Origin of the sequence: Mycolicibacterium stellerae, from assembly GCF_003719305.1 — a bacterium.
Taxonomy (GTDB): Bacteria; Actinomycetota; Actinomycetes; order Mycobacteriales; family Mycobacteriaceae; genus Mycobacterium; species Mycobacterium stellerae.
The window spans coordinates 31,474-53,990 of the sequence record NZ_RARC01000009.1 but is presented as its reverse complement, the minus strand read 5'-3'; the positions used below and the strand labels follow the sequence as shown (position 1 = coordinate 53,990).

The following is a 22,517-nucleotide window of genomic DNA, read 5'->3' as shown; positions in this document are numbered from 1 at the left end:
ACGAACGGAAGGACCAACGATGTTCTCCTTGATCGTGTTCGGCGCAGTTCTCCTCGTCCTGGTCGCCGCGACCGGACTGCCATATCCGCAGACCTGGCACGGCCGCTTCGGCGACTGACCATCACCTGCGATAGGAATGGTGGGTGCCAGAGCCCACCGTCTTATTGCTGTCGACATCCGACACCGACCTGATCACCGCCCGCGCCAGCGGAGCGCAGTACCGGTGGGCCAACCCGTCGCGGCTCGTCGAGGGTGAGCTCAGCGAGCAACTCGGCGGCGCCGATCTCGTCGTGGTGCGGATCCTCGGTGGCTACCGGTCGTGGCAAGACGGCATCGACGCGGTGGTGGCAAGCGGTGTGCCGACGGTGGTGGTCAGCGGCGAGCAGGCACCAGACGCAGACCTGATGAGCTATTCCACCGTCCCGGCGGGCGTGGCCGTGCAGGCGCACGTCTATCTCGCCCAGGGCGGCGTTGACAATCTCCACCAGCTGCACGCATTCCTGTGCGATACCGTGCTGATGACCGGATTCGGGTTCGCGCCGCCTGCCGCCGTACCGAATTGGGGTGTCCTCGAACGCAATTCGATAATTACCGACGGCCCGACGATCGCGGTGCTCTTCTATCGGGCGCAGCAGCTGGCCGGCAACACCGGCTATGTCGAAGCGCTGTGCAGCGCAATCGAGGACGCGGGTGGGCGCGCACTACCGGTGTACTGCGCCTCGCTGCGCACCGCAGAGCCCGACATGCTCGATCTGCTGAAGTCCGCCGACGCGATGGTGACCACGGTGCTGGCTGCCGGAGGTGCGGTCCCCGCCACCGTGTCGGCGGGCGGCAGCGACGATACCTGGAACGTGGCACACCTTGCCGCGCTGGATATTCCGATCCTGCAGGGCCTGTGCCTGACAAGTTCGCGGGCACAGTGGCACGACAACGACGACGGCATGAGCCCGCTCGACGTCGCGACCCAGGTGGCCGTTCCGGAGTTCGACGGCCGCATCATCACGGTCCCCTTCTCCTTCAAAGAGATTGACGAGGAGGGCCTGATCGCCTACGTCGCCGATCCTGAACGCTGCGCCAGGGTGGCAGGCCTCGCCGTACGTCATGCCCGACTGCGCGCCGTCGCGCCGGAGGACAAACGCGTCGCGGTGGTGTTCTCGGCGTATCCGACTAAGCACGCCCGGATCGGCAACGCGGTCGGACTGGACACTCCGGCGAGCGCGGTCGCGCTGTTGCGCGCCATGCGCGATGCCGGCTATCAGATCGGCGATATCCCCGGTGTCGACGCGCAGGACGGCGACGCCCTGATCCACGCGCTGATCGAACACGGCGGGCAGGACCCGGACTGGCTCACCGAGGAGCACCTGGCGGGCAATCCGATACGACTGTCAGCCAAGGACTATCGGGCTTGGTTCACGACGCTGCCCGCCGAGCTCACCGAGGCCGTCGAAAAGCATTGGGGACCTGCACCCGGTGACCTTTTCGTCGACCGCAGCCACAATCCGGACGGCGAGATCGTCATTGCCGCGATGCAGGCAGACAACGTCGTCCTGATGGTGCAGCCACCGCGGGGCTTCGGCGAGAATCCCGTCGCGATCTACCACGATCCGGACCTACCGCCGAGCCATCACTATCTGGCGGCATACCAGTGGCTCGACAACGGCTTCGGCGCCGACGCGATCGTCCACCTCGGCAAGCACGGCAACCTGGAGTGGCTGCCCGGTAAGACGCTCGGCATGTCCGCGGCGTGCGGTTCCGACGCGGCGCTTGGCAGCCTGCCACTGATCTATCCGTTCCTCGTCAACGACCCGGGGGAGGGCACCCAGGCCAAGCGGCGCGCGCACGCCACACTGGTCGACCACCTCATCCCGCCGATGGCCCGCGCCGAAAGCTACGGGGACATAGCGCGATTGGAGCAGTTGCTCGACGAGCACGCCAACATCGCGGCGCTCGACCCTGGCAAGCTACCCGCGATCCGTCAGCAGATCTGGACGCTGATGCGCGCCGCAGAGATGGACCGCGATCTGGGCCTTGCCGAACGCCCCGAGGACGACTCGTTCGATGACATGCTGCTACACGTCGACGGCTGGCTGTGCGAGATCAAGGACGTCCAGATCCGCGACGGGCTCCACATTCTCGGCGGTGCGCCTGCCGGCGAGCCCGAACTCGACCTGGTGCTGGCCATCCTGCGGGCGCGACAGCTGTTCGGCGGTGAGCAGACGGTGCCGGGGCTGCGGCAGGCGCTCGGCCTCGCCGAGGACGGTACCGACGACCGCGGCGCCGTCGATGAGGCCGAAATCCGCGCTCGCGCACTGCTTGCCGAACTGCAGCAGGCCGGCTGGGACGCCGCGGTTGTCGACAGCCTGACCGATAACCGCGACGTCGCGGCGATTCTGCGGTTCGCGTGCACCGAGGTGGTGCCCCGTCTTGCGGGGACTGCGGGGGAGATCGATCAGATCCTGCGGGCCCTTGGCGGCCGGTTCATCGCCGCGGGTCCGTCGGGCTCGCCGCTGCGGGGACTTGTGAACGTTTTACCCACCGGGCGCAACTTCTACTCCGTCGACCCGAAGGCCGTGCCGTCGCGGCTGGCCTGGGAGACCGGCAGCGCGATGGCCGAGTCGCTACTGACCCGGTACCTCACCGACCACGGCAGCTGGCCGCGGTCGGTGGGCCTTTCGGTGTGGGGCACGTCGGCGATGCGCACCTCGGGCGATGACATCGCCGAAGTGCTTGCGCTGCTGGGTGTTCGGCCGGTATGGGACGACGCATCCCGCCGCGTCGTCGACCTGGAGGCGATCGCGCTCGCCGAACTCGGCAGGCCTCGTATCGACGTCACCGTGCGGATCTCCGGTTTCTTCCGGGACGCCTTCCCGCACGTCGTCACGATGCTCGATGACGCGGTGGCGCTCGTCGCGAACCTCGACGAGCCTGCCGACCAGAATTACGTTCGCGCGCACACCGACGCCGACGTCGCCGAGCACGGTGACCGACGGCGCGCCACCACAAGGGTTTTCGGCTCGAAACCGGGCACCTACGGCGCCGGGTTGCTGCAGTTGATCGACAGCCGCAACTGGCGTGACGACGCCGATCTCGCCGAGGTGTACACGGCCTGGGGCGGTTTTGCGTACGGCCGCGGTCTCGACGGGGCGCCGGCTGCCGACGACATGAGCAGGCAGTACCGCCGTATCGCGGTGGCCGCCAAGAACACCGACACCCGCGAGCACGACATCGCCGACTCCGACGACTATTTCCAGTACCACGGCGGGATGGTGGCCACCGTTCGCGCGCTCACCGGTAAGGCGCCCGCCGCATACATCGGCGACAACACCCGCCCCGACGCCGTACGCACCCGCACCCTCTCGGAGGAGACGACGCGGGTGTTCCGGGCCAGGGTGGTCAATCCGCGGTGGATGACGGCGATGCGTCGGCACGGCTACAAGGGCGCATTCGAGATGGCCGCGACCGTCGACTATTTGTTCGGCTACGACGCCACCGCGGGAGTGATGGCCGATTGGATGTACGAACGGCTGACCGAGGCCTATGTGCTCGACGGCGAGAACCGCAAGTTCATGGCCGAATCCAATCCGTGGGCGCTGCACGGCATGGCCGAGCGCCTGCTGGAGGCGGCGGATCGCGGCATGTGGGCGCAGCCCACGGCGGACACGCTCGCCGGTCTGCGGCAGGTGTTGCTGGAAACCGAAGGCGACCTCGAAGGCTGACTGTCCGCCGGGCACGAGCGAAGCGAGCAGGGGACGGGTCAAGCTAAGTTGGCGTACGTGCCTGCCACCTTTGCCGACGTCGCGAAGAGCGAATATGTCCTGCTGACCACGTTCACCAAGGACGGCCGACCCAAGCCAACAGCTATCTGGGCGGCGCCAAGCGGGGACGGCCTTGTGGTGATCACGCAGGAGAAATCGTGGAAGGTCAAGCGGATCAGGAACACCTCGAGGGTGACGATCGCAGAATGCGACCGAAGGGGAAATCCCAAGGGTGAGGCGGTCGAGGCCGTTGCACGCATCCTCGACAAATCCGCCAACGGCGCCACCTATGACGCGATCGGCAAGCGCTACGGCCTGCTCGGCAAGACCTTCAACCTCTTCTCGAAGTTGCGCGGCGGCATGCAGAACAACGTTTCGATCGAACTGAAAGCGGTGAAGTAACCCGCTATGGCTTCGAGCTTCAAAGACGTTTACGAGGAGAAGTACCTGCTGCTCACGACCTTCACCAAGGACGGAAGGCCCAAGCCGACCACGGTGTGGGGTGTGCCAGAGGGGGACAAGCTGCTGATCATCACCGACGACGGATCTTGGAAGGCCAAGCGGATCAACAACACCCCGCGGGTGACGATCCAGAAGTCGGGCGCGCTTGGCAAAGCCAAGGGCGAGCCGGTCGAGGCCGTGGCGCGGATGCTGCCCGAGTCCGAGACGCGCGAGGTCTTCGACAAGGTCACCGAGCGGTATTGGTGGCATGCGTGGTGGTGGGTGCCGCAGGCGATCGTCCGCGGCGGCATCGACAAGGTGCACGCCGCCATCGAAGTCACCGCACCCGCCTAGTTCTTGGTCGGAACCCTGCGGTCTCGCGAAGCGTTGAGCAGAACATGGCTATGCGGCTGTTCCTGATCTACCTGGTAGTCGAACTGGCGGTCGTCGTGGCCCTGGTCTCGACAATCGGATTCGGCTGGACCGTGTTGGCGCTTCTCGGTGCCTCCATAGCGGGCTTCGTGCTGGCCGGTTCCCAGGTCAAGCGTCATATCCGCCGACTGCAGTCCGGCTTCACCACCCCACAGGGTGCCGTCACCGACAGCGCCCTGGTCGCGTTGGGCACCGTGCTGGTATTCATCCCTGGGTTGGTGACCACCGTGGCAGGCCTGCTGCTTTTGATGCCGCCGACCCGCGCCGTCGCCCGCCCGGTGCTGACCGCGATGGCCGCCCGGCGGATGCCGCTGATCACCGTCGCGGCCACCGCCGCGGGTCGTCAGAGAGCTGGGCGCGGGGAGTACATCGATGGTGAGGTCATCGACGTCGTCGACAGCGACGTGACCAGTGACGTGAACAGTGACATCGTCGACGTCGTGGAAATCGAACCGCAGGCATTGCCTCCCAAGCGCGACTGAGTTGACGACGCTGCTTCACGGCGGCCGGATTCACAGTCCGGCCATGCCCGACGCCACCGCGATGGCCGTCCGCGATGGTGTGGTCGTCTGGCTCGGCAGCGACGACGTCGGCCTCGCCCAGTTTTCCGACGCCGAGGTCGTCGATCTCGACGGCGCATTCGTCGCACCCGCCTTCGTCGACTGCCACGTGCATGTCACTGCGACCGGCTTGATGCTCGCCGGCCTCGACCTGCGGGCGGCCACATCGACGCGGCACTGCGTCCAGCTCGTCGCGGAGTTCGCCCAGACCCATCCCGACGAGCCCATCTGGGGGCACGGCTGGGACGAGTCGGGCTGGCCGGAGGCGACGCCGCCGAGCACCGATGAGCTGGACGCCGTGGTCGGCGACCGGCCCGCCTATCTGGCCCGCGTCGATGTCCATTCGGCCGCGGCTTCCACGGCGCTTCGCAGGCTCACGCCCGGACTGTCGGCGGCTACGGGCTTCGACCCGCAGCGCCCGTTGACCGCAGACGCCCACCACATGGTCCGCGCGGCCGCCCGTGACCGGCTGACACCCGGCCAGCGCTCCCGCGCCCGCATCGCCGCCCTCGACATGGCGGCGGCCAACGGGATCGTCGCGGTGCACGAATGCGCGGGCCCCGACATCGGCGGCCTCCAAGACTGGCATGAACTGCGCCAAACCGGCCACGGCGTCGAGATCGTCGGGTACTGGGGTGAAGCGGTCACCGATCGCGAGCAGGCGCAAGCCCTGATGGAGATGACCGGGGCCCGCGGGCTGGCGGGCGACCTGTTCGTCGACGGCGCCCTCGGATCGCGGACGGCCTGGCTGCACGAGCCCTACACCGACGCCAAGGACCGCTGCGGCAACACCTACCTTGATCCAGAGGCCATCACGGCGCATCTGCACGCCTGCACGGAAGCGGGTATCCCGGCCGGTTTCCATGTGATCGGCGACGCCGCGGTCGGCGCCGTCGTCGACGCCCTGCAGCAAGTGGTGGGCCGGCTCGGGACGCAGGCCGTCGCGAGGTGCGGCCACCGGCTCGAGCACCTCGAAATGGTGACTCCCGAGCAATCGGCGCGGCTGGGCGAATGGGGCGTCATCGCAAGCGTGCAACCGAACTTCGACGCGTTGTGGGGCGGTGAAGCCGGGATGTATGCACAGCGTCTCGGCCGGGACAGAGCCCTGCGGCTCAATCCGCTGGCGCTGTTAGCATCGCAAGGCGTGCCACTCGCCTTCGGCTCCGATTCGCCGGTCACCAGCCTGAATCCTTGGGAGACCGTCCGTTCCGCCACCCGTCATCAGACCTCGGCAAGTTCGGTATCGATGCGGGCGGCGTTCTCGGCGGCGACGCGAGGCGCATGGCGCGCGGGCGGAGTGCGCGACGGTGTCACAGGAACACTCGTGCCAGGTGCACCCGCGTCGTACGCGGTGTGGCAGACCGACCAGCTGGAGGTCAGCGCGCCAGACGACGCGGTAGCGCGCTGGTCGACCGACCCGCGGTCGCGGGTTCCCGCCCTGCCCCGGCTCGGACCAACCGATCGGCTGCCCCGCTGCGTTCAGACCGTTCACCGGGGTGCCGTCATCCATGGCTAGACGGATACGCGAGTGGGCCCGCGCCGACGACGACACCGACTCCTTCCCGGTTTTCACCGAGGAGAAGGTCGATGAGCGTGTCCCGGGCGACGACTTTGGCGATGAGGAGGATTCCGACGACGAGGGTGCGCCCGACGACGAGGTCACGCCCGTCGTTGAGGCCGCGACCAGGCGGGAATTGCCCGCATGGGTGAAGCGATTCGGCGATGCGGTGGTGGCCCGGCTGCCGCGGCTGTCTGTCGCCATCGTCGGGGGGATGTTGCTCTGTGTGAGCTTCCCGCCCTTCGGCTGGTGGTACGCCGCGATCGTCGCTTTCGCACTTCTGGCCTGGGTGCTGACCCGGGACACCACCACGCTCGTCGGCGGATTCGGGTACGGCTTCGTATTCGGGGCGGCGTTCAACATTCCGTTGCTGCCGTGGACCGGCGTCATGGTCGGGCTGCTGCCGTGGCTGGCGCTCGCGCTCCTGCAGGCGGTGTTTCCCGCCCTGTTCGGGCTGGCCGCGGTCTTCGTGGCGCGCAGATTGGTCGGCTGGCCGATCTGGTTCGCGGGCCTGTGGGCATTCGCCGAGTGGGCGAAGTCGACAGTGCCGTTCGGCGGATTCCCCTGGGGCGTCGTCGGTTTCGGGCAGACCGATGGCCCGCTGCTACCACTGGCACAAATCGGCGGTGCGCCGCTGGTTTCGTTCGCGGTCACCCTGCTCGGATTCGGACTTGCCGCATTGGCCTTCGAGATCTTGCGCTGGTGGCGGCACGGCGACGACGGCACATCGGCGCGACCCGCGGTGGTGCTGCCCGGTGCCTGCATCTGCGGTGTGCTCATCGCCGCCGCGGCGGTCTCGCCCGCGGTCCGGCATTCCGGTGCGGGTGCCGCCGATGAACCGTCGGTCAACGTGGCAGCCGTGCAGGGAAACGTGCCGCAGCTCGGGCTTGATTTCAATGCCCAGCGCCGGGCCGTGCTCGACAACCATGTGCGGGAGACGCTGCGGCTGGCGGACGATGTGCGGGCCGGGCGGGCGCCGCGGCCGTTGTTCGTCATCTGGCCGGAGAACTCGTCGGACATCGACCCGCTGGCCAACCAGGACGCCGCCGACCAGATTGCGGTCGCCGTGGATGCAATCAAGGCGCCGATCCTGGTCGGAGGTGTGCTGGCCGCGCCGGGACACACCCGCGACAACCCGGTATCGACCAACTCGGTCATCGTATGGAACCCCGAAACCGGCCCCGGCGACCGGCACGACAAGCAGATCGTCCAGCCGTTCGGCGAGTATCTGCCGTGGCGGAGCTTCTTCAAGCACTTCTCGTCGTACGCCGACCGGGCAGGCTATTTCGTGCCCGGCGGCGGCAACGGGGTGGTGGAGGCGGCAGGCGTGCCGATCGGCGTGTCGACCTGCTGGGAGGTCATCTTCGACCGCTCACCGCGGGAGTCGGTGCTCAGCGGCGCCCAGGTGCTGACCGTGCCGTCCAACAACGCCACCTTCAACGAATCGATGAGTGCCCAGCAGCTTGCGTTCGGCAGGGTGCGGGCCGTCGAGCACAATCGCTTCGTGATCGTGGCGGGCACCACGGGGATCAGCGCGATCATCGCGCCCGACGGTCGTGTGCTTGCCCGCACCGAGTTCTTCGAACCGGCCTACCTCGACCTGCCGATTCGACTGAAGACGCAGCTCACGGCGGCGACGCGATGGGGCCCGTTTGTGCAGGGCCTGCTGGTCGCTGTCGGGATCGGGGCCCTGCTCGCCGCGATGATGCACAATGGACGGTTCGTGCGTCTTCGCCGTCCGGTGACCGGCGCCAGCGGCAGAGCCACACCGTCCGACGGAGACGGCACCGAAAGAGGAACCACATGAGCGGCCACGGGGCATCCGAACGCCCGAGTCAGCGCACTCTGGTCATCATCCCCACCTACAACGAGCGGGAAAACCTGCCATTGATCGTCGGCCGGGTGCACACTGCCCTGCCCGAGGTGCACATTCTCATCGTCGACGACGGCAGCCCCGACGGCACCGGTGAGCTCGCCGACGAGCTGGCGCTGGCCGACCCGGACCGGGTCCACGTCATGCACCGGGTGAGAAAGGACGGGCTGGGCGCCGCATATCTGGCGGGCTTCGCCTGGGGGCTCGGCCGCGAATACTCGGTGCTGGTGGAGATGGACGCCGACGGCAGCCACGCACCCGAGGAGCTGCACCGCCTGCTCGACGCGGTCGACGGTGGTGCTGATCTGGTCATCGGATCGCGCTATGTGCCTGGCGGTGCCATCCGCAACTGGCCGCGCCGCCGATACGCCCTCTCCAAGACCGCCAACACCTACGCGCGGGTGCTGCTCGGCGTCGACGTAAACGACATCACCGCGGGTTATCGCGCATACCGGCGCGAGGTGCTCGAGAAGATCGACCTGGCTGCTGTCGACTCGAAGGGGTACTGCTTCCAGATCGACCTGACCTGGCGTGCCATCAACAACGGGTTCGTCGTCGTCGAGGTCCCGATCACGTTCAGCGAACGCGAGCTGGGTGTGTCGAAGATGAGCGGATCCAACATCCGCGAGGCGATGGCCAAGGTCGCGGAATGGGGTATCCGCGGGCGCCTCGATCGCGCCCGCGGCGTGGTGCGGTAGCGGCCGGTCAGCTGCCGCGGCGGCGGGTCTTGATGATGTCGAGGCGCTCCTTGAGCAGCTCGTCGAGTTCCTCGACGGACCGGCGCTCCAACAGCATGTCCCAGTGGGTACGCGGCGGCTTGACCTTCTTGGGCTCAGGCACGTCACCCTCGATCAGGGTGCCTTCCATACCGTTGCGGCACAGCCAGGTGCCAGGGATTTCGGCGTCGTCGGCGAACGGGACGTCGAACTCCTCGCCGTTGTCGGTGCGATAGCGGGCGACCTGACGCGGCGCCAGGTCATGGTTGCGGTCGGTCTCGTAGCTCACGGCACCGAGGCGACTACCTCTCAAAACCCGATCAGCCATTTCGTAAACACTCCTCACAGCTTTTGGTCCGGAATAGCAACGCGATGGCGTGCAAAGAAGTTCCCGACTCGACCCCCCATGATACCGGGATCGGCGCCATCCCCGGTCTAAGGTCAGGTTCCGTGGAGACCATCACCAGAAGGCGAGCCCGAACGCAACCCTGTCGATGGTGTGGCCGCGACGTCGACGATGCAGGGCTCGGGCGGCGCCGACAGTACTGCAGGCAGTCGTGTCGGCAGCGCGCCTACGAGCAGCGTGCCCAGGTGAAGGGCACCGCGCTTTCCCCGGATTCGGTGGTGCTGAGCCCCGAGGAGGCAGCGCAGCTGTCCGACCGTGTTTACCAGGTGAGATGCGCTGCCGAGGACGTGGCCACGGCGGTCGACGAAGGGGCTGAGCCCACAGAGCTTCGGGAACTGTGCGACGCTCTGATCCGGGCGGCCAAGGCGGCCGACGGCTGGCGATAGGGGCCCCCGGCTTGTGGCGCTTCGACGGATTCGTCCTCGACACCCAGCGCTATGAGTTGCGCCGCGGTGACGAGGTAGTTCGCGTCGAGCCGCAGGTGTTCGATGTGCTGACCCAGCTCGTCAGCAACCGCGAGCGCTGCGTCACCAAGGAAGAGTTGTTCGACGCGGTCTGGGGTGGACGGTTCGTCGGCGAGGCGGCCCTGACCAGCCGGATCAAGGCGGCCAGGCGGGCGCTCGGCGACGACGGCGAATCGCAGCGCTTCATCAGGACGGTGCGCGGTCGCGGGTACCAGTTCGTCGGGACCGTGGCAGACGACACGCCTGCGACGCCCAAGGAACCGGAACCGCCGGACGAACCGCCACCGCCACGACAGCACATCGCGTTCTGTCGAGCGGCCGACGGCGTGCGGCTGGCCTACGCGGTGGCGGGGGAGGGTACGCCGCTGGTGCGTGCCGCCAACTGGATGACCCACCTCGGCTACGACATCGAGAGCCCGGTGTGGCGGCACTGGGTGCGTGATCTCTCGTCGCGGCACACATTCATCCGTTACGACGAACGGGGGTGTGGTTTATCAGACTGGAGCGCAACGGATTTCAGCTTCGACGATTGGGTCAGCGACCTGGAGTCCGTCGTCGAGGCGCTCGGGCTCGAGCGCTTCCCGCTGCTGGGGGTGTCCCAGGGCGGCGCCGTCGCCGTGGCCTACGCCGCACGGCACCCCGATCGGGTGAGCAAGCTGGTGCTCTGTAGCTCGTACGCCCGCGGTCGTGGTACCCGAGCGGTCAACGAGGAGGAAAAGCGCGCAGCGGCGCTGGATCTCGAGCTGGCCCGGGTCGGTTGGGGTCGTGACGATCCGGCTTTCAGACAGGTGTTCGCGGCCCAGTTCATTCCCGACGGCACCCGTGCGGACTGGGCGGCCTTCGACCAGTTGCAGCGACGCACCACCTCGCCGGAGAACGCCGTGCGGTTTCTGGAGGAATTCGGCCGAATCGATGTGCGCGACGAAGCCGGCCAGGTGTCGTGCCCGACGTTGATTCTGCACTCGCGTGAGGATCACCGGCAGCCGCTGCGCGCCGCCGAGGAGCTCGCCGCGCTGATACCCGACTCCCGCCTAGTGGCGCTCGACAGCAACAACCACCTGTTGACGGCCGCCGAACCCGCGTGGCGGGTGTTCCTCGACGAGGTGGAGAGATTCCTGGCGGAGTGACTGTCGAGTCGCTCGAATGCCCTCAAAGATCTCCACGCAATCTCCACACATTCTTCATGTGCGTCGGCTGTGAGCAATCCATGCTGGTCACATGAAAAAGTACATCCGCATCCTGTTACTGGGTGTCATCGCCCTCCTGGCCTTTGGCACCCTGTCCGCCTGCTCTAGCGGCACGAAAGAAGCGACGGAGGCCACGGGATCCAAAGATTCCTCAGCGGCATCCGAAACTTCAGCCACCCCGGCTCCCGCGACCGCAGCACCGTTCCCGCAATCGGCGAAGTACATCGCCGACACCACGTCGCCCGACGGCAAGCCGATGGTCATCGGTATCGCCGTCGACGGCACCGAGATCGCCGCCTACGCCTGCAACGGCACCGACGACGAGGCCTGGTTTTTCGGCGATCAGAAGGACGGGAAGATCGACATCACCTCCCGCTTCAAAGACACGCTCAAGGCCGAGTTCGACGGCAAGGACGTGGTCGGCGACCTGACCATGAACGGCGTCGCCTTCAAGTTCAGCGCCCCGGCGGTTCCCGCACCTGCCGGCATGTATACCGCCGACTTGAACGGCGTGCGCGCATCGTGGGTGGTCCGCCCCGACGGCAGTGCGACCGGCGTGCAATTCAACGGCGGCATCAGCGGCCGTGACTTCGAGCAGGCCGAGTTGCAGCAGCTGAACGAGCTGCAGTTCCGCAACAGCGTGCGCAACAAGCGGCAGCTGCAGCAAGCCCAGCAGATAGAGCTGCTGGCCAACCGCTCGGCGCGCTCGACGATCAACGGCCAGAGCGTGACGCCCGTTCTCGTCAACGGCAACTTCCGATTGTGACCACAACCACATAGCCCGAAGCGAAAGGGCCCTGCCGGAGTGAGTGTTTCGACGCTTGCTTCGGCAGGGCCCTTCTTGCGTTGGGCTCCTCGCGTCGGCCGTTATCTTCACGAAGAATTCAAACCTTCACGGCCCAACGGGTGCGCCATAGTGTCAAAACACCGTGACGACACCGACCGAACTGGCGCCTGCCCGCGCCACCCCCACGCGGCGAAGCGATCGCAAGTGGACGTTCATCCGATGGACGTCGCCGGTCGTGCTGCTTGTGCTGTGGCAGCTCGGTAGCGCCCTGGGCCTCATCCCGCAGGACGTGCTGCCCGCGCCGTCGCTGATCGCCGAGGCTGGCGTCGAACTCATCGACAACGGGCAGCTCGTAGATGCACTGCGGGTGTCGGGCCTGCGGGTCGTCGAGGGACTGCTGCTCGGCGGAGTACTCGGCGTGGCGCTGGGCACCGCGGTGGGTTTGTCGCGCTGGTTCGAGGCCACCATGGACCCGCCGATGCAGATGGTTCGAGCGCTGCCACACCTCGGCCTCATCCCGCTGTTCATCATCTGGTTCGGCATCGGAGAACTGCCGAAGGTGCTCCTGGTCGCGCTCGGGGTCAGCTTCCCCCTGTACCTGAACACGTTCTCGGCGATCCGCCAGGTCGATCCGAAACTGTTCGAAACGGCTCAGGTACTTGGCTTCTCATTCTGGCAGCGGTTCCGCGTCATCATCGTCCCGAGTTCCGCACCGCAGGTGTTGGTCGGCCTCCGCCAGTCGCTTGCGATTGGCTGGCTGACGTTGATCGTCGCCGAGCAGATCAACGCGGACAAGGGAATCGGCTTCCTGATCAACAACGCACGCGACTTCCTGCGTATCGACATCATCATCTTCGGGCTGATCGTGTACGCACTTCTCGGAATCGGCACCGACGCCATCGTCCGAGCGCTGGAACGACGAGCACTGAGGTACCGCACATGACCGTCATCACCGATCGGCAGACCGAGCTTGCAGGCGAACTGTGCGACGTCAACAAGTGGTACGGCGAGCACCGCGTGCTCACCGACGTCTCCGTCGCGATCAACCGCAGCGAGATCGTCGCGCTGATCGGCCGAAGCGGTTCCGGTAAGTCCACGGTGTTACGGGTGTTCGCCGGCCTGTCGAATGACCACACCGGAGAGCGCATTGTCGTCGGGTCACCCGCCCTGGCTTTCCAAGAGCCACGGCTGTTTCCGTGGCGGGACGTCCGCACTAACGTGGTCTATGGCCTCAATCGGAGCAATCTCAGCCGAGATGCGGTCAAGTCTCGAGCCGAAGCAGCACTCGCCGACGTCGGCCTTGCCGACCGCGCGAACGCATGGCCTTCGACGCTGTCGGGTGGTCAGGCGCAACGGGTTTCGCTTGCGCGTGCGCTTGTCGCCGAGCCAGAACTTCTGCTGCTCGACGAGCCGTTCGGAGCATTGGATGCGCTGACCCGGCTGACGATGCGTGGTTTGCTGCTCGACCTGTGGCGTGAACACGGATTCGGCGTGCTGCTGGTGACACATGACGTCGACGAAGCCGTCGCGCTCGCCGACCGGGTGCTCGTGCTGGACGAGGGCCGCGTGATCCATACGTTGACGATCGATGAGCCACGACCCGCGGCGGGCGAGGGCATCGCCGAATCCGAGCATTACCGAGCCGACTTGTTGGACAAGCTCGGCGTGCACATCTGACGATCCGACGACGAACTGCTGGAAGGGAATATTCATGTCGACATCACGACGGCCGTTGGCGTTTCGGCTCGCCGTTCTGGCCATCCTGGTCGGGCTGTCGGCCGCCTGTGTATCGCGCGAGGACAGTTCGGGGGCCAAGGAGGCGCCCGCGACCGTCCCGCTGTCCGATTTGGCCGGTCTGACATTGCAAGTCGGCGACCAGAAGGGCGGCACCGAGTCGCTATTGCGCGCTGCCGGGGCGCTCGACGGGCTGCCATACAAGATCGCGTTCTCCACGTTCACCTCAGGCCCGCCACAGATCGAGGCCGCCACCGCGGGCAAGATCGACTTTGCGATCACCGGCAACACGCCGCCGATCTTCGGTGCGGCGTCCAACGCGAAGGTGAAGGTGGTCTCCGCCTATGACGGAAGCGGTCGCGGCGACAGAATTCTCGTTCACACCGATTCGCCGATTCGCGCCGTGGCCGATCTGCGCGGTAAGCGCATCGCGGTCGGCAAGGGCAGCTCGGCGCACGGCAACGTGCTCGCTCAGCTGAACCGCGCGGGGCTCTCGCCGTCCGATGTCACGCTGGTCTTCTTGCAACCCGCCGACGCGCTGGGAGCGTTCACGCAGCGCCAGGTGGACGCGTGGGCGATCTGGGATCCGTACACGGCTCAGGCCGAAGCCGACATTCCCGTTCGCAGCATTGCCGAGGCGACCGGCGTCACCAACGGTGCGGGCTTCGGCGTCGCATCCGACGAAGCGCTCGCCGATCCGAAACGCAACACCGCACTCGGCGATCTGCTGGTGCGTTATGCCAAGGCGGTGCGGTGGGCGAAGGACAATCCCGATGATTGGGCGCGGGATTACGCCGCCGCCGTCGGCCTCGACCCGGAGGTCGCCGCCGCATCCCAGGCGCGCAGCCTGAGGTTGCCCACTGCGCTTTCCGGCGAGCTGGTCGGATCCGAACAGGAGCTCGCCGATCTGTTCGCCGAATCCAAGCAGATCGCAAGCGCACCGAAGTTCGACGACTGGGTCGACCGCCGCTACAGCGACGCGCTCAACCCGCTGCTGATCAATCGTTAGGAGCGATGTGTCCGCACACGACCAACTGCCGGCTCAGCCGGCGCACGACCAACTGCCGGCTCAGCCGGCGCACGACCAACTGCCGGCGCAGCCGGCGCACGACCAACTGCCGGCTCAGCCGGCGAAGTTCCACTGGTTCCTGCCCACCAACGGTGACAGCCGCTCGATCGTCGGCGCGTCGCACGCCTCGTCGCACCACACCTTGCCTGCCAACTATCGAGCGCCGTCGCGTCGGTATCTGGCCGAGATTGCTCGTGCGGCTGATCGGCTCGGCTACGAGGGCGTGCTGACGCCGACCGGCACCTGGTGCGAGGACGCGTGGCTGACCGCGTCGGCGCTGCTTGCCGAAACCGAGAGGTTGAAGTTCCTGGTCGCGTTCCGGCCGGGGTTGGTACCGCCGACGCTGGCGGCCCAGCAGACAGCGACACTGCAGCGGTTCTCGGAAGGCCGTGTGCTGCTGAACATTGTCACCGGTGGTGACGATGTCGAGCAGCGCCGGTTCGGCGACTGGCTGGACCACGACGAGCGATACGCGCGTACCGGTGAGTTCCTCCACATCGTCAACTCGTTGTGGCGACAGGATTCGCTGGACTTCGAGGGCAAGTACTACACCGTCAAGGACGCTCGGGTGTCAGCACCACCGGATCCGCTGCCGGAGATCTATTTCGGCGGGTCTTCGGCGGCCGCACTTCCGATCGCCGCCGAGCACGTCGACGTCTATCTCACCTGGGGCGAGCCACCTCAAACCGCGGCCGCCAAGATCGAGCGGGTACGCAAACTCGCCGAAGAGCGTGGCCGCAAGGTGCGATTCGGAATTCGGTTGCACACGATCAGCCGCGACACATCTGCCGCCGCGTGGGCGGTAGCCGACGAACTGCTCGCCGAGCTGTCGCCTGAACAGATCGCGAAACAGACTGAGCTGCATGCCAAGTCGGAATCCGAAGGCCAACGCAGGATGACCGCGCTTCATGGCGGTCGGACTGACCAACTGGAGATCTACCCCAACCTGTGGGCAGGTGTCGGGTTGGTCCGTGGCGGGGCGGGCACCGCCCTGGTCGGCAGCCACGAAGAGGTCGCCAACCTCGTCTACGAATACCACTCGGTTGGATTCGACGAGTTCATCCTGTCGGGCTACCCACACCTGGAAGAGGCGTACTGGTTCGCCGAGGGTGTGCTGCCGCTGCTGCGCCAGAAGGGTGTCGCCTGACCGGCACACCAAAAAGAGAGGCTCAGCAGCTGTACTTCTCGCCGATGTCGGCGGGCGGCGTCACCTTCTGCAGACAGCCGAACGCGACGATGCCGGCGTCACTGAACCGGGCCGCCGACTGGTGGGCGTAGTTGACGCAGTACAGCCCTTCGGGGTCGGACCGGCAGCGGTAGTCACCGAAGGCCAGGGCCTGCCCGTATGGCAACTCTGGGCCGGTGCCGTTGACGAACCGACCGGGATCGCCGTGCGCAGAACCGATTTCGATGCTCGGCCCGGAGAAGTCGACCCAGTTGCCCTTCCACTGGCCGTACACGTCGGGCGGTTGAAGCGGCGGAATCGCCAGATTCACCAGACACGCCAGCGCGCCGCCGAAGTTCTTCGAGTCGGTCATGCAGTTCGACGTACCCGACGGTGTGGTGAAGGCGACATCGTCGCCCAGTTGCGTCGTCGTCCCTTCGCGAGTCGCGGAGTGGAACTGGCTCGCGTCGGCGGACTGTCCAGATTCGATGAAGGCGATGACGTCGGCGGTGTCCGCGCCGGCATCCGGGGGTTTGGCAGGCGTCGTGGGGGTTGGCGTGGTCGCGCGCGGCGTCAACATCGTCGTTGTGGTCGGTGCCGACACGGAGGGCTCGGCCTGCTCGGCGTCTCCGCCGACTCCCTGTGAACAACCCCCGACCAGCACAGACGCCGCAATGAGCACAGCAATCCGCATATCGGCAAGGCTAGCGGGCCGACGACCCGATACCGGCGAGGCGCGGGCGGTGAGTTCGTTCGATACGGTCGGTTGATGCACGAACATGTCGTCCGAGTGACGACCCGCTCCGGGACCGTCGAGGGTTTCACCCGCGACGGCGTGCACAGGTGGCGTTCGATTCCGTTTGCCCAGCCGCCGGTCGGTCCGCTGCGGTATCGGGCGCCGCGACCCGTGCAGCCGTGGCGAGGTGTGCGGTACTGCCACGGGTTCGGCAACTGTGCTCCCCAGCAGCGCATGTACACCGCTTTGGGTGTCGGGAAATACCAGTCGATGGGCGAGGACTGCCTGACGTTGAACGTCACCACGCCGAAGCGGCGACGCGACGAGCCGATGCCGGTGATGGTCTTCATTCACGGTGGCGGATACCTCCTCGGCAGTTCGGCCACGCCGATCTACGACGGTGCGGCGTTGGCCCGCAAGGGATGTGTGTACGTCTCGGTGAATTACCGAGTAGGAGCGCTCGGCTGCCTCGACCTGTCGTCGCTGTCCACCCTGGACGTCACCATCGAGGACAACCTGTTTCTGCGGGACCTTGTGATGGCGTTGCGCTGGGTGCGTGACAACATCGCGGAGTTCGGCGGTGACCCGGACAACGTGACGATCTTCGGCGAGAGCGCCGGTGCGCAGGCCGTAGCGACGCTGCTCGCGGTGCCCGCGGCGAAAGGGCTGTTTGCGCAGGCGATCTCGGAGAGTCCGGCCAGCGGCTTGGTGGGCACTCCCGATGTCAGAGCGGAGTATGCGGACCAGTTCGCCGGCCTGCTCGGAGTGGACAGAGAGGCTGCGGCCACGGCGTTGCTGTCTGCCAGGCCAGCCGAACTGGTGAATACCCTTGACGCGCTGATCAAGAATGCCAAGACAGGCATGCTCGGCGCCTTCGCCGTCGGCCCCACCAGTGGCACCGATTATCTGCCGCTGGACCCGGTCGAAGCGATGCGGACCGGCACCGCGCATCCGGTGCCCCTCATCATCGGCAACAACGCGCACGAGGGCCGGCTGTTCACCCGATGGCTCAAGCTGCTGCCGACGAACGAGGCGATGATCGAAGGCCTGCTGGGTGGCCTCGAAGTCGAACAGCGCGAACGCATTACATCGGCCTATCCGGGCTATCCGGATGAGGCGGCATGCATCCGTCTCGGCGGTGACTTCGCATTCGGGACGGCGGCCTGGCAGATCGCCGAAGCGCACAGCATCCATGCGCCGACGTACCGGTACCGCTACGACTACGCACCACGACCGTTCAGCTGGTCGGGGCTCGGCGCCACCCACGGCACCGAACTCTTCGCGGTCTTCGACGTGTACCGCACGCGGTTCGGCTCGTTGCTCACCGCGGCCGCCGACGGGCGGTCCGCTCGTCGAGTCAGCGACGACGTGCAGACCCGCTGGCGTGAGTTCAGCCGCACCGGCGTGCCCGGCGACGACTGGCCCGCATACACGCATGCCGACCGCGCGGTAATGGTGTTCGATCGCCGGTCACATGTCCTGTACGACCCGCACGCTCAACGCCGCGAGGCATGGCACGGGTTCACGTTGGCAGCGTGGTAGGCGGCTAGACAAATTGGCTGCGCGGAATCGGCTGATGTGATTGCGTGATCGGGTGAGCTACCCATTGGATCCTCTGTCAGCCGACGAGTTCACTGCAGTGGCGGGGATCCTGAGTCGCGAGCGCGGCGTGGGGGCCCCAGCGCCTGCGGCATCGGACCTGGGCTGGCGGATCGCATCCATCGAACTCATCGAACCGACAAAGGCCGAGCTGGCGGCGTTCGACGCCGGGGGTGCGGCGCCGGCCCGGCGTGCCGAGGTGGTCTGCCTGCAGCGCGCCAACAACGCCACCTACAAGGGCGTGGTATCGCTTGACGACGACCGAATCGAGTCCTTCGATCACATCCCCGGTGTGCAGGCCAACTTCACCGTCGACGAGTTCCTCGAGTGCGACGAGCTGGTGCGCAAGCACCCAGAGTTCATCGCGGCGCTGGCCAAGCGCGGCATCACCGATCTCGACCTGGTGTTCGTGGACACCTGGACCTATGGTGACGCGGTCGCACCGCCGGAGTTCCGCGATCGGCGCCTGGGCTGGTCGGACACCTGGCGCAAGGACGGCCCCGGTCAGAGTCCCTACGCCCATCCAGTAACCGGACTGCACTGCGTCATCGACGTCAACTCGATGGAGGTGCTGCGGGTCGAGGACAACGGCGGGGTCGACGAACCGAACGTGATGGGCGAGTATGTGCCCAAGCACATCCCCGAGCAGATCCGCGCGGCGTCGCGCCGGGAGCCGCTCAAGCCGCTGCACCTCACCCAGCCCGAAGGAGTGTCGTTCACTCTGGACGGCAACCTGCTGCAATGGCAGAACTGGTCGCTGCGGGTCGGGTTCAACCACCGCGAGGGGATGACGCTGCACACGATCAGCTATCGCGACGGTGACCGGACCCGTTCTGTGGCACACCGGATCTCACTGGCCGAGATGATCGTGCCCTACCGCGACTCGTCCGAGGACCACTACCGGCGCACCGCATTCGACATCGGCGAATGGGGGCTGGGTTTCATGACGACCTCGCTGGAGCTCGGCTGCGACTGCCTCGGCGAGATCCGCTATCTGGATGCGGTGCTGCACAACAGCAAGGGCGAGCCGTACACCATCACCAATGCCATCTGCATCCACGAAGAAGACAACGCGGTGCTGTGGAAGCACGTCGACCATGACGCGGGCGCCGAGGTGCGGCGGATGCGCAGGCTGACGGTCTCGTTCCACGTCACCGTCGCCAACTACGAATACCTCGTCTACTGGCGGTTCTATCAGGACGGCAATATCGAGTGCGAGGTCCGGGCGACCGGCATCATGGTGACCACGCCGGTGGCGGAGGGTCAGCCGCATCCGAACGGAACGCTGGTCGACGAACGCACGTATGCGCCGTTCCACCAACACTTTCTGGTGGCCCGGCTGGACATGGACGTCGACGGCGGCGACAACACGGTCTACATGTCGGAGTCCTACGCCGAGCCGATCGGCCCGGAGAACCCCTACGGGCTGTCGATGGTACTGCGCAACGTCCCCCTGAAGACCGAGACCGAAGGCAAACAGGACGTCAACTTCGCGACTCAGCGGGCGTGGAAAGTCGTCAACCCGAACGTCGTCAACGGTCTCGGAACGAACCCGTCGTACAAGCTGGTGCCCAGCGGCGCCATCCCGATGATGCTCGACCCGGCATCACCGGTCTTCCAGCGCGCCACGGTCATCGGGCACACGTTGTGGGTGACGCCGAACAGCCCCGACGAACGCTGGCCGGCAGGCGAATTCGTCAACCAATCCGTGAAGGACACCGGACTCGCCGAATGGACGAAGGCGGACCGCAACATCGCGAACACCGACGTCGTGCTCTGGTATGTGTTCGGTATCCACCACATCACCAGGCCGGAGGACTGGCCGGTGATGCCGGTCGACGTGGTTTCGTTCTGGCTCAAGCCATTTGGCTTCTTCGACCGGAACCCCGCGCTCGACGTAGTCGGCACGCCACCCGATACCTGCCATACGGACAGCACGAGTGCCGGTCACTAGGATCGAGCGGCCGGACGATCTCACCGGAGACTGGCTGACAGTCGCCGTCGGAGCGGGCACGGTAGAACGGTTCAGCACCGAGCGGATCGGCACCGGCCAGATGAGCGAGTGTTACCGCGTTGCGTTGACGTACGCCGACGGCGCCGATGGCCCGGCGTCGGTGGTGCTCAAGGTCGCAGCCTCCGACCCGGCGAGTCGGCAGACGGGCCTCGCGCTGGGCCTCTATGAGCGCGAGGTGCGGTTCTACACCGACATCGCGCCGCGCATCGGTGGTCCTGTCGCCCCCTGCTACAGCTCTGGGTTGGACGATCAGACCGGCGTGTTCCACCTACTGCTCGGTGATGCCGCTCCAGCCGTTGCCGGCGATGAGATCCGTGGCGCCACAGTGGATCAGGCGATGCTGGCGATGGCCGAGTTGGGCCGGCTGCATGCACCGCTTCTCGGCCAACCGGCGATGGCTGACGTGGACTGGCTCAATCGCGAGTCGCCGATGAACCAGGCGCTCATCGCGGCGCTCTACGCCGGGTTCGTCGATCGGTACGGCGACGAAATCGCGCCGGCCGATCGCGAGGTATGCGAACGGCTGGTCGGCAGCTTCGATGCTTACCAGGCAGGCTTGTCGGGCGTCGTGCACGGGCTGGTGCACGGAGACTACCGGTTGGACAACATGCTGTTCGGGCAGCAGGGCGCCGACCGACCGCTCACCGTCGTGGATTGGCAGACCGTCACCTGGGGTCCAGCGCTGATCGACGTCGCCTACTTCCTGGGCTGCGCGCTGCCCGACGACATCCGGCGGGACAACTACGACGCACTGCTGAGCGCATACCACGATGCGCTCGGGCCTGACTCCGCACTCGGTGTGGACGATGTCCGCGAAGGCGTTCGCCGCCAAGCCTTTTTCGGCGTGATGATGGCGATCGTCTCCTCGATGCTCGTCGAGCGAACCGAGCGTGGCGACGAGATGTTCATGACAATGCTGCGCAGGCACTGCCAGCATGTGATCGACACCGATGCAATGGCGACGCTGCCTCCGCCAGCGGCGCCGGACCCGTTGCGCCCGTCTGCGGACGACGAAGGCACCCACCATCCCGGCGCCGAACCGCTGTGGAGCGAAAGCTGGTATGCCGACTTCGCCGACGAGGCGCAGGGCGTCGGCGGCTGGTTCCGGCTCGGCATGATTCCCAACGAGAACAGGGCATGGGTCAACGCGCTGCTGTGTGGACCCGACATCCCTACCGTGGCGGTCAACGATTTCGAGGTTGCGCTGCCCGACGATCCAGGTGAGATCCGCACCGACGCCTTCGAACTCACCCAGGCGGCGACGGACCCGTTGCAGATTTATCACGTCGCGCTGCGCGGTCGCGGACAGGCGTACGACGACCCCTCTGCGCTGCTGAGGGGCGAACCGGGACGCGCGGTCGACCTGTCGATCGATCTGCACTGGACGACGACGGGCACCCCGTACCAGTACCGCATCACACCCAGATACGAGATTCCGTGCACCGTGTCGGGAACCGTCGCCGTCGACGGCAGAACGGTTGAAGTGCATGCCGTGCCGGGACAGCGCGACCATTCGTGGGGAGTGCGGGACTGGTGGGGGATGGACTGGGTGTGGAGCGCTCTTCATCTGAGCGACGGCACCCATCTGCACGGGGTGGACATCCGCATTCCCGGAGCACCCCCGATCGGCATCGGCTACATTCAGCCGCCGGCCGGGCCGCTCGTTGAACTGCATGCGGTGACAGCGCGAGAAGCGTTTGGCGACAACGGTTTACCCTTGACCACCGAACTGACACTCAAACCCGGAGATATCACGGCCACAGTCGAGATCAAGGGACACGCACCGGTGTTGCTGACCGCCACCGACGGTCGGGTGAGCCAGTTTCCGCGCGCGTGGGCGACCGTGACGACTGCGGACGGCCGCACCGGCGTCGGCTGGTTGGAGTGGAACCGCAACCAACGCTGACCCCTTGCCCCGCGACGGTGCGTGTCTGCACCGCGACACGCCGGGAACTAGCGGCATTCTGCGCACGCTCGCGCGGATCGAGCGCGCGCGAAATGCCGGCGAAATGCGGCGTGTC

Annotated in this window: 20 protein-coding genes; 17 read left to right on the top strand and 3 right to left on the bottom strand. The window is 66.6% G+C overall.

Annotated features, from left to right (window positions below; translation table 11 throughout):
• Positions 1-143 precede the first annotated feature (143 nt).
• From cobN to D6M19_RS13605, 7 genes are read left to right on the top strand one after another with little or no spacing between them, the layout of a single operon-like run.
• The gene (gene cobN, locus D6M19_RS13635) at positions 144-3,716 is read left to right on the top strand and encodes a cobaltochelatase subunit CobN (RefSeq protein WP_123025761.1); all 3,573 of its coding nucleotides are present in this window, start codon (positions 144-146) and stop codon (positions 3,714-3,716) included.
• Between the two features lie 57 nt (positions 3,717-3,773).
• Positions 3,774-4,157, top strand: coding sequence for a PPOX class F420-dependent oxidoreductase (locus tag D6M19_RS13630; RefSeq protein ID WP_123025760.1), 384 nt, complete (start codon positions 3,774-3,776; stop codon positions 4,155-4,157).
• Positions 4,158-4,163: 6 nt separating this feature from the next.
• Positions 4,164-4,550 (top strand): PPOX class F420-dependent oxidoreductase, encoded by a 387-nt coding sequence (locus D6M19_RS13625; protein ID WP_123025759.1) that lies wholly within the window; start codon positions 4,164-4,166, stop codon positions 4,548-4,550.
• A 44-nt stretch (positions 4,551-4,594) separates the two neighbouring features.
• Entirely contained in the window at positions 4,595-5,110 is a 516-nt protein-coding gene (locus D6M19_RS13620) for an FxsA family protein (protein ID WP_123025758.1), read from the top strand.
• Between the two features lies 1 nt (position 5,111).
• Positions 5,112-6,704, top strand: a complete 1,593-nt coding sequence (locus tag D6M19_RS13615; RefSeq protein ID WP_123025757.1) for an amidohydrolase — start codon at positions 5,112-5,114, stop codon at positions 6,702-6,704.
• Complete coding sequence (lnt, locus tag D6M19_RS13610; RefSeq protein ID WP_123025756.1) at positions 6,697-8,553, top strand: apolipoprotein N-acyltransferase; 1,857 nt, start codon at positions 6,697-6,699, stop codon at positions 8,551-8,553. The genes D6M19_RS13615 and lnt overlap by 8 nt, the downstream gene beginning before the upstream one ends.
• On the top strand, positions 8,550-9,317 hold the full coding sequence (locus D6M19_RS13605; protein ID WP_123025755.1) for a polyprenol monophosphomannose synthase: 768 nt from the start codon (positions 8,550-8,552) through the stop codon (positions 9,315-9,317). Before lnt ends, D6M19_RS13605 begins: the two co-directional genes overlap by 4 nt.
• 7 nt (positions 9,318-9,324) lie before the next feature.
• Here D6M19_RS13605 and rbpA read toward each other — a convergent pair whose 3' ends face one another.
• Positions 9,325-9,663 carry an RNA polymerase-binding protein RbpA gene (gene rbpA / locus D6M19_RS13600; RefSeq protein WP_123025754.1) on the bottom strand — a complete coding sequence of 113 codons (339 nt, stop codon included), beginning with the start codon at positions 9,661-9,663 and terminating at the stop codon, positions 9,325-9,327.
• Between the two features lie 131 nt (positions 9,664-9,794).
• Here rbpA and D6M19_RS13595 point away from each other — a divergent pair, with 131 nt between their 5' ends.
• Together D6M19_RS13595 and D6M19_RS13590 are read left to right on the top strand one after the other, a co-directional pair.
• Complete coding sequence (locus tag D6M19_RS13595) at positions 9,795-10,127, top strand: hypothetical protein (protein WP_407665343.1); 333 nt, start codon at positions 9,795-9,797, stop codon at positions 10,125-10,127.
• Between the two features lie 11 nt (positions 10,128-10,138).
• Positions 10,139-11,332 carry an alpha/beta hydrolase gene (locus tag D6M19_RS13590; protein ID WP_123025753.1) on the top strand — a complete coding sequence of 398 codons (1,194 nt, stop codon included), beginning with the start codon at positions 10,139-10,141 and terminating at the stop codon, positions 11,330-11,332.
• 87 nt (positions 11,333-11,419) lie between these two features.
• Here D6M19_RS13590 and D6M19_RS35260 read toward each other — a convergent pair whose 3' ends face one another.
• Positions 11,420-11,656, bottom strand: coding sequence for a hypothetical protein (locus D6M19_RS35260; RefSeq protein WP_407665335.1), 237 nt, complete (start codon positions 11,654-11,656; stop codon positions 11,420-11,422).
• Between D6M19_RS35260 and D6M19_RS13585 the strand changes: the two genes are divergently transcribed.
• From D6M19_RS13585 to D6M19_RS13565, 5 genes are all read left to right on the top strand, one after another.
• Positions 11,649-12,158, top strand: a complete 510-nt coding sequence (locus D6M19_RS13585; RefSeq protein ID WP_407665334.1) for a hypothetical protein — start codon at positions 11,649-11,651, stop codon at positions 12,156-12,158. The genes D6M19_RS35260 and D6M19_RS13585 overlap by 8 nt on opposite strands.
• Positions 12,159-12,321: 163 nt before the next feature.
• A complete protein-coding gene (locus D6M19_RS13580; protein ID WP_234834847.1) occupies positions 12,322-13,122 on the top strand; it encodes an ABC transporter permease in 801 nt (266 codons plus the stop codon).
• Positions 13,119-13,856 (top strand): ABC transporter ATP-binding protein, encoded by a 738-nt coding sequence (locus D6M19_RS13575; RefSeq protein ID WP_123025751.1) that lies wholly within the window; start codon positions 13,119-13,121, stop codon positions 13,854-13,856. Before D6M19_RS13580 ends, D6M19_RS13575 begins: the two co-directional genes overlap by 4 nt.
• A gap of 34 nt (positions 13,857-13,890) precedes the next feature.
• Positions 13,891-14,922, top strand: coding sequence for an ABC transporter substrate-binding protein (locus tag D6M19_RS13570; protein ID WP_123025750.1), 1,032 nt, complete (start codon positions 13,891-13,893; stop codon positions 14,920-14,922).
• Between the two features lie 106 nt (positions 14,923-15,028).
• Positions 15,029-16,129: an LLM class flavin-dependent oxidoreductase gene (locus D6M19_RS13565; RefSeq protein ID WP_123025892.1), complete on the top strand. Its 1,101-nt coding sequence runs from the start codon at positions 15,029-15,031 to the stop codon at positions 16,127-16,129.
• A gap of 22 nt (positions 16,130-16,151) precedes the next feature.
• Here D6M19_RS13565 and D6M19_RS13560 read toward each other — a convergent pair whose 3' ends face one another.
• A complete protein-coding gene (locus tag D6M19_RS13560; protein WP_123025749.1) occupies positions 16,152-16,841 on the bottom strand; it encodes a hypothetical protein in 690 nt (229 codons plus the stop codon).
• A 75-nt stretch (positions 16,842-16,916) separates the two neighbouring features.
• Between D6M19_RS13560 and D6M19_RS13555 the strand changes: the two genes are divergently transcribed.
• From D6M19_RS13555 to D6M19_RS13545, 3 genes are read left to right on the top strand one after another with little or no spacing between them, the layout of a single operon-like run.
• Positions 16,917-18,425, top strand: a complete 1,509-nt coding sequence (locus D6M19_RS13555; RefSeq protein WP_123025748.1) for a carboxylesterase/lipase family protein — start codon at positions 16,917-16,919, stop codon at positions 18,423-18,425.
• Positions 18,426-18,477: 52 nt separating this feature from the next.
• Entirely contained in the window at positions 18,478-20,436 is a 1,959-nt protein-coding gene (locus tag D6M19_RS13550; protein WP_123025747.1) for a primary-amine oxidase, read from the top strand.
• Complete coding sequence (locus tag D6M19_RS13545) at positions 20,423-22,402, top strand: DUF7064 domain-containing protein (protein ID WP_123025746.1); 1,980 nt, start codon at positions 20,423-20,425, stop codon at positions 22,400-22,402. The genes D6M19_RS13550 and D6M19_RS13545 overlap by 14 nt, the downstream gene beginning before the upstream one ends.
• Positions 22,403-22,517 lie beyond the last annotated feature (115 nt).

Coding starts and splice junctions, on each gene's coding strand:
- D6M19_RS13625 (WP_123025759.1), top strand. CDS start 4,164: ATGGCTTCGAGCTTCAAAGACGTTTACGAGGAGAAGTACCTGCTGCTC.
- D6M19_RS13620 (WP_123025758.1), top strand. CDS start 4,595: ATGGCTATGCGGCTGTTCCTGATCTACCTGGTAGTCGAACTGGCGGTC.
- lnt (WP_123025756.1), top strand. CDS start 6,697: ATGGCTAGACGGATACGCGAGTGGGCCCGCGCCGACGACGACACCGAC.
- D6M19_RS13605 (WP_123025755.1), top strand. CDS start 8,550: ATGAGCGGCCACGGGGCATCCGAACGCCCGAGTCAGCGCACTCTGGTC.
- rbpA (WP_123025754.1), bottom strand. CDS start 9,663: ATGGCTGATCGGGTTTTGAGAGGTAGTCGCCTCGGTGCCGTGAGCTAC.
- D6M19_RS13585 (WP_407665334.1), top strand. CDS start 11,649: ATGGTCATCGGTATCGCCGTCGACGGCACCGAGATCGCCGCCTACGCC.
- D6M19_RS35260 (WP_407665335.1), bottom strand. CDS start 11,656: ATGACCATCGGCTTGCCGTCGGGCGACGTGGTGTCGGCGATGTACTTC.
- D6M19_RS13575 (WP_123025751.1), top strand. CDS start 13,119: ATGACCGTCATCACCGATCGGCAGACCGAGCTTGCAGGCGAACTGTGC.
- D6M19_RS13570 (WP_123025750.1), top strand. CDS start 13,891: ATGTCGACATCACGACGGCCGTTGGCGTTTCGGCTCGCCGTTCTGGCC.
- D6M19_RS13560 (WP_123025749.1), bottom strand. CDS start 16,841: ATGCGGATTGCTGTGCTCATTGCGGCGTCTGTGCTGGTCGGGGGTTGT.
- D6M19_RS13555 (WP_123025748.1), top strand. CDS start 16,917: ATGCACGAACATGTCGTCCGAGTGACGACCCGCTCCGGGACCGTCGAG.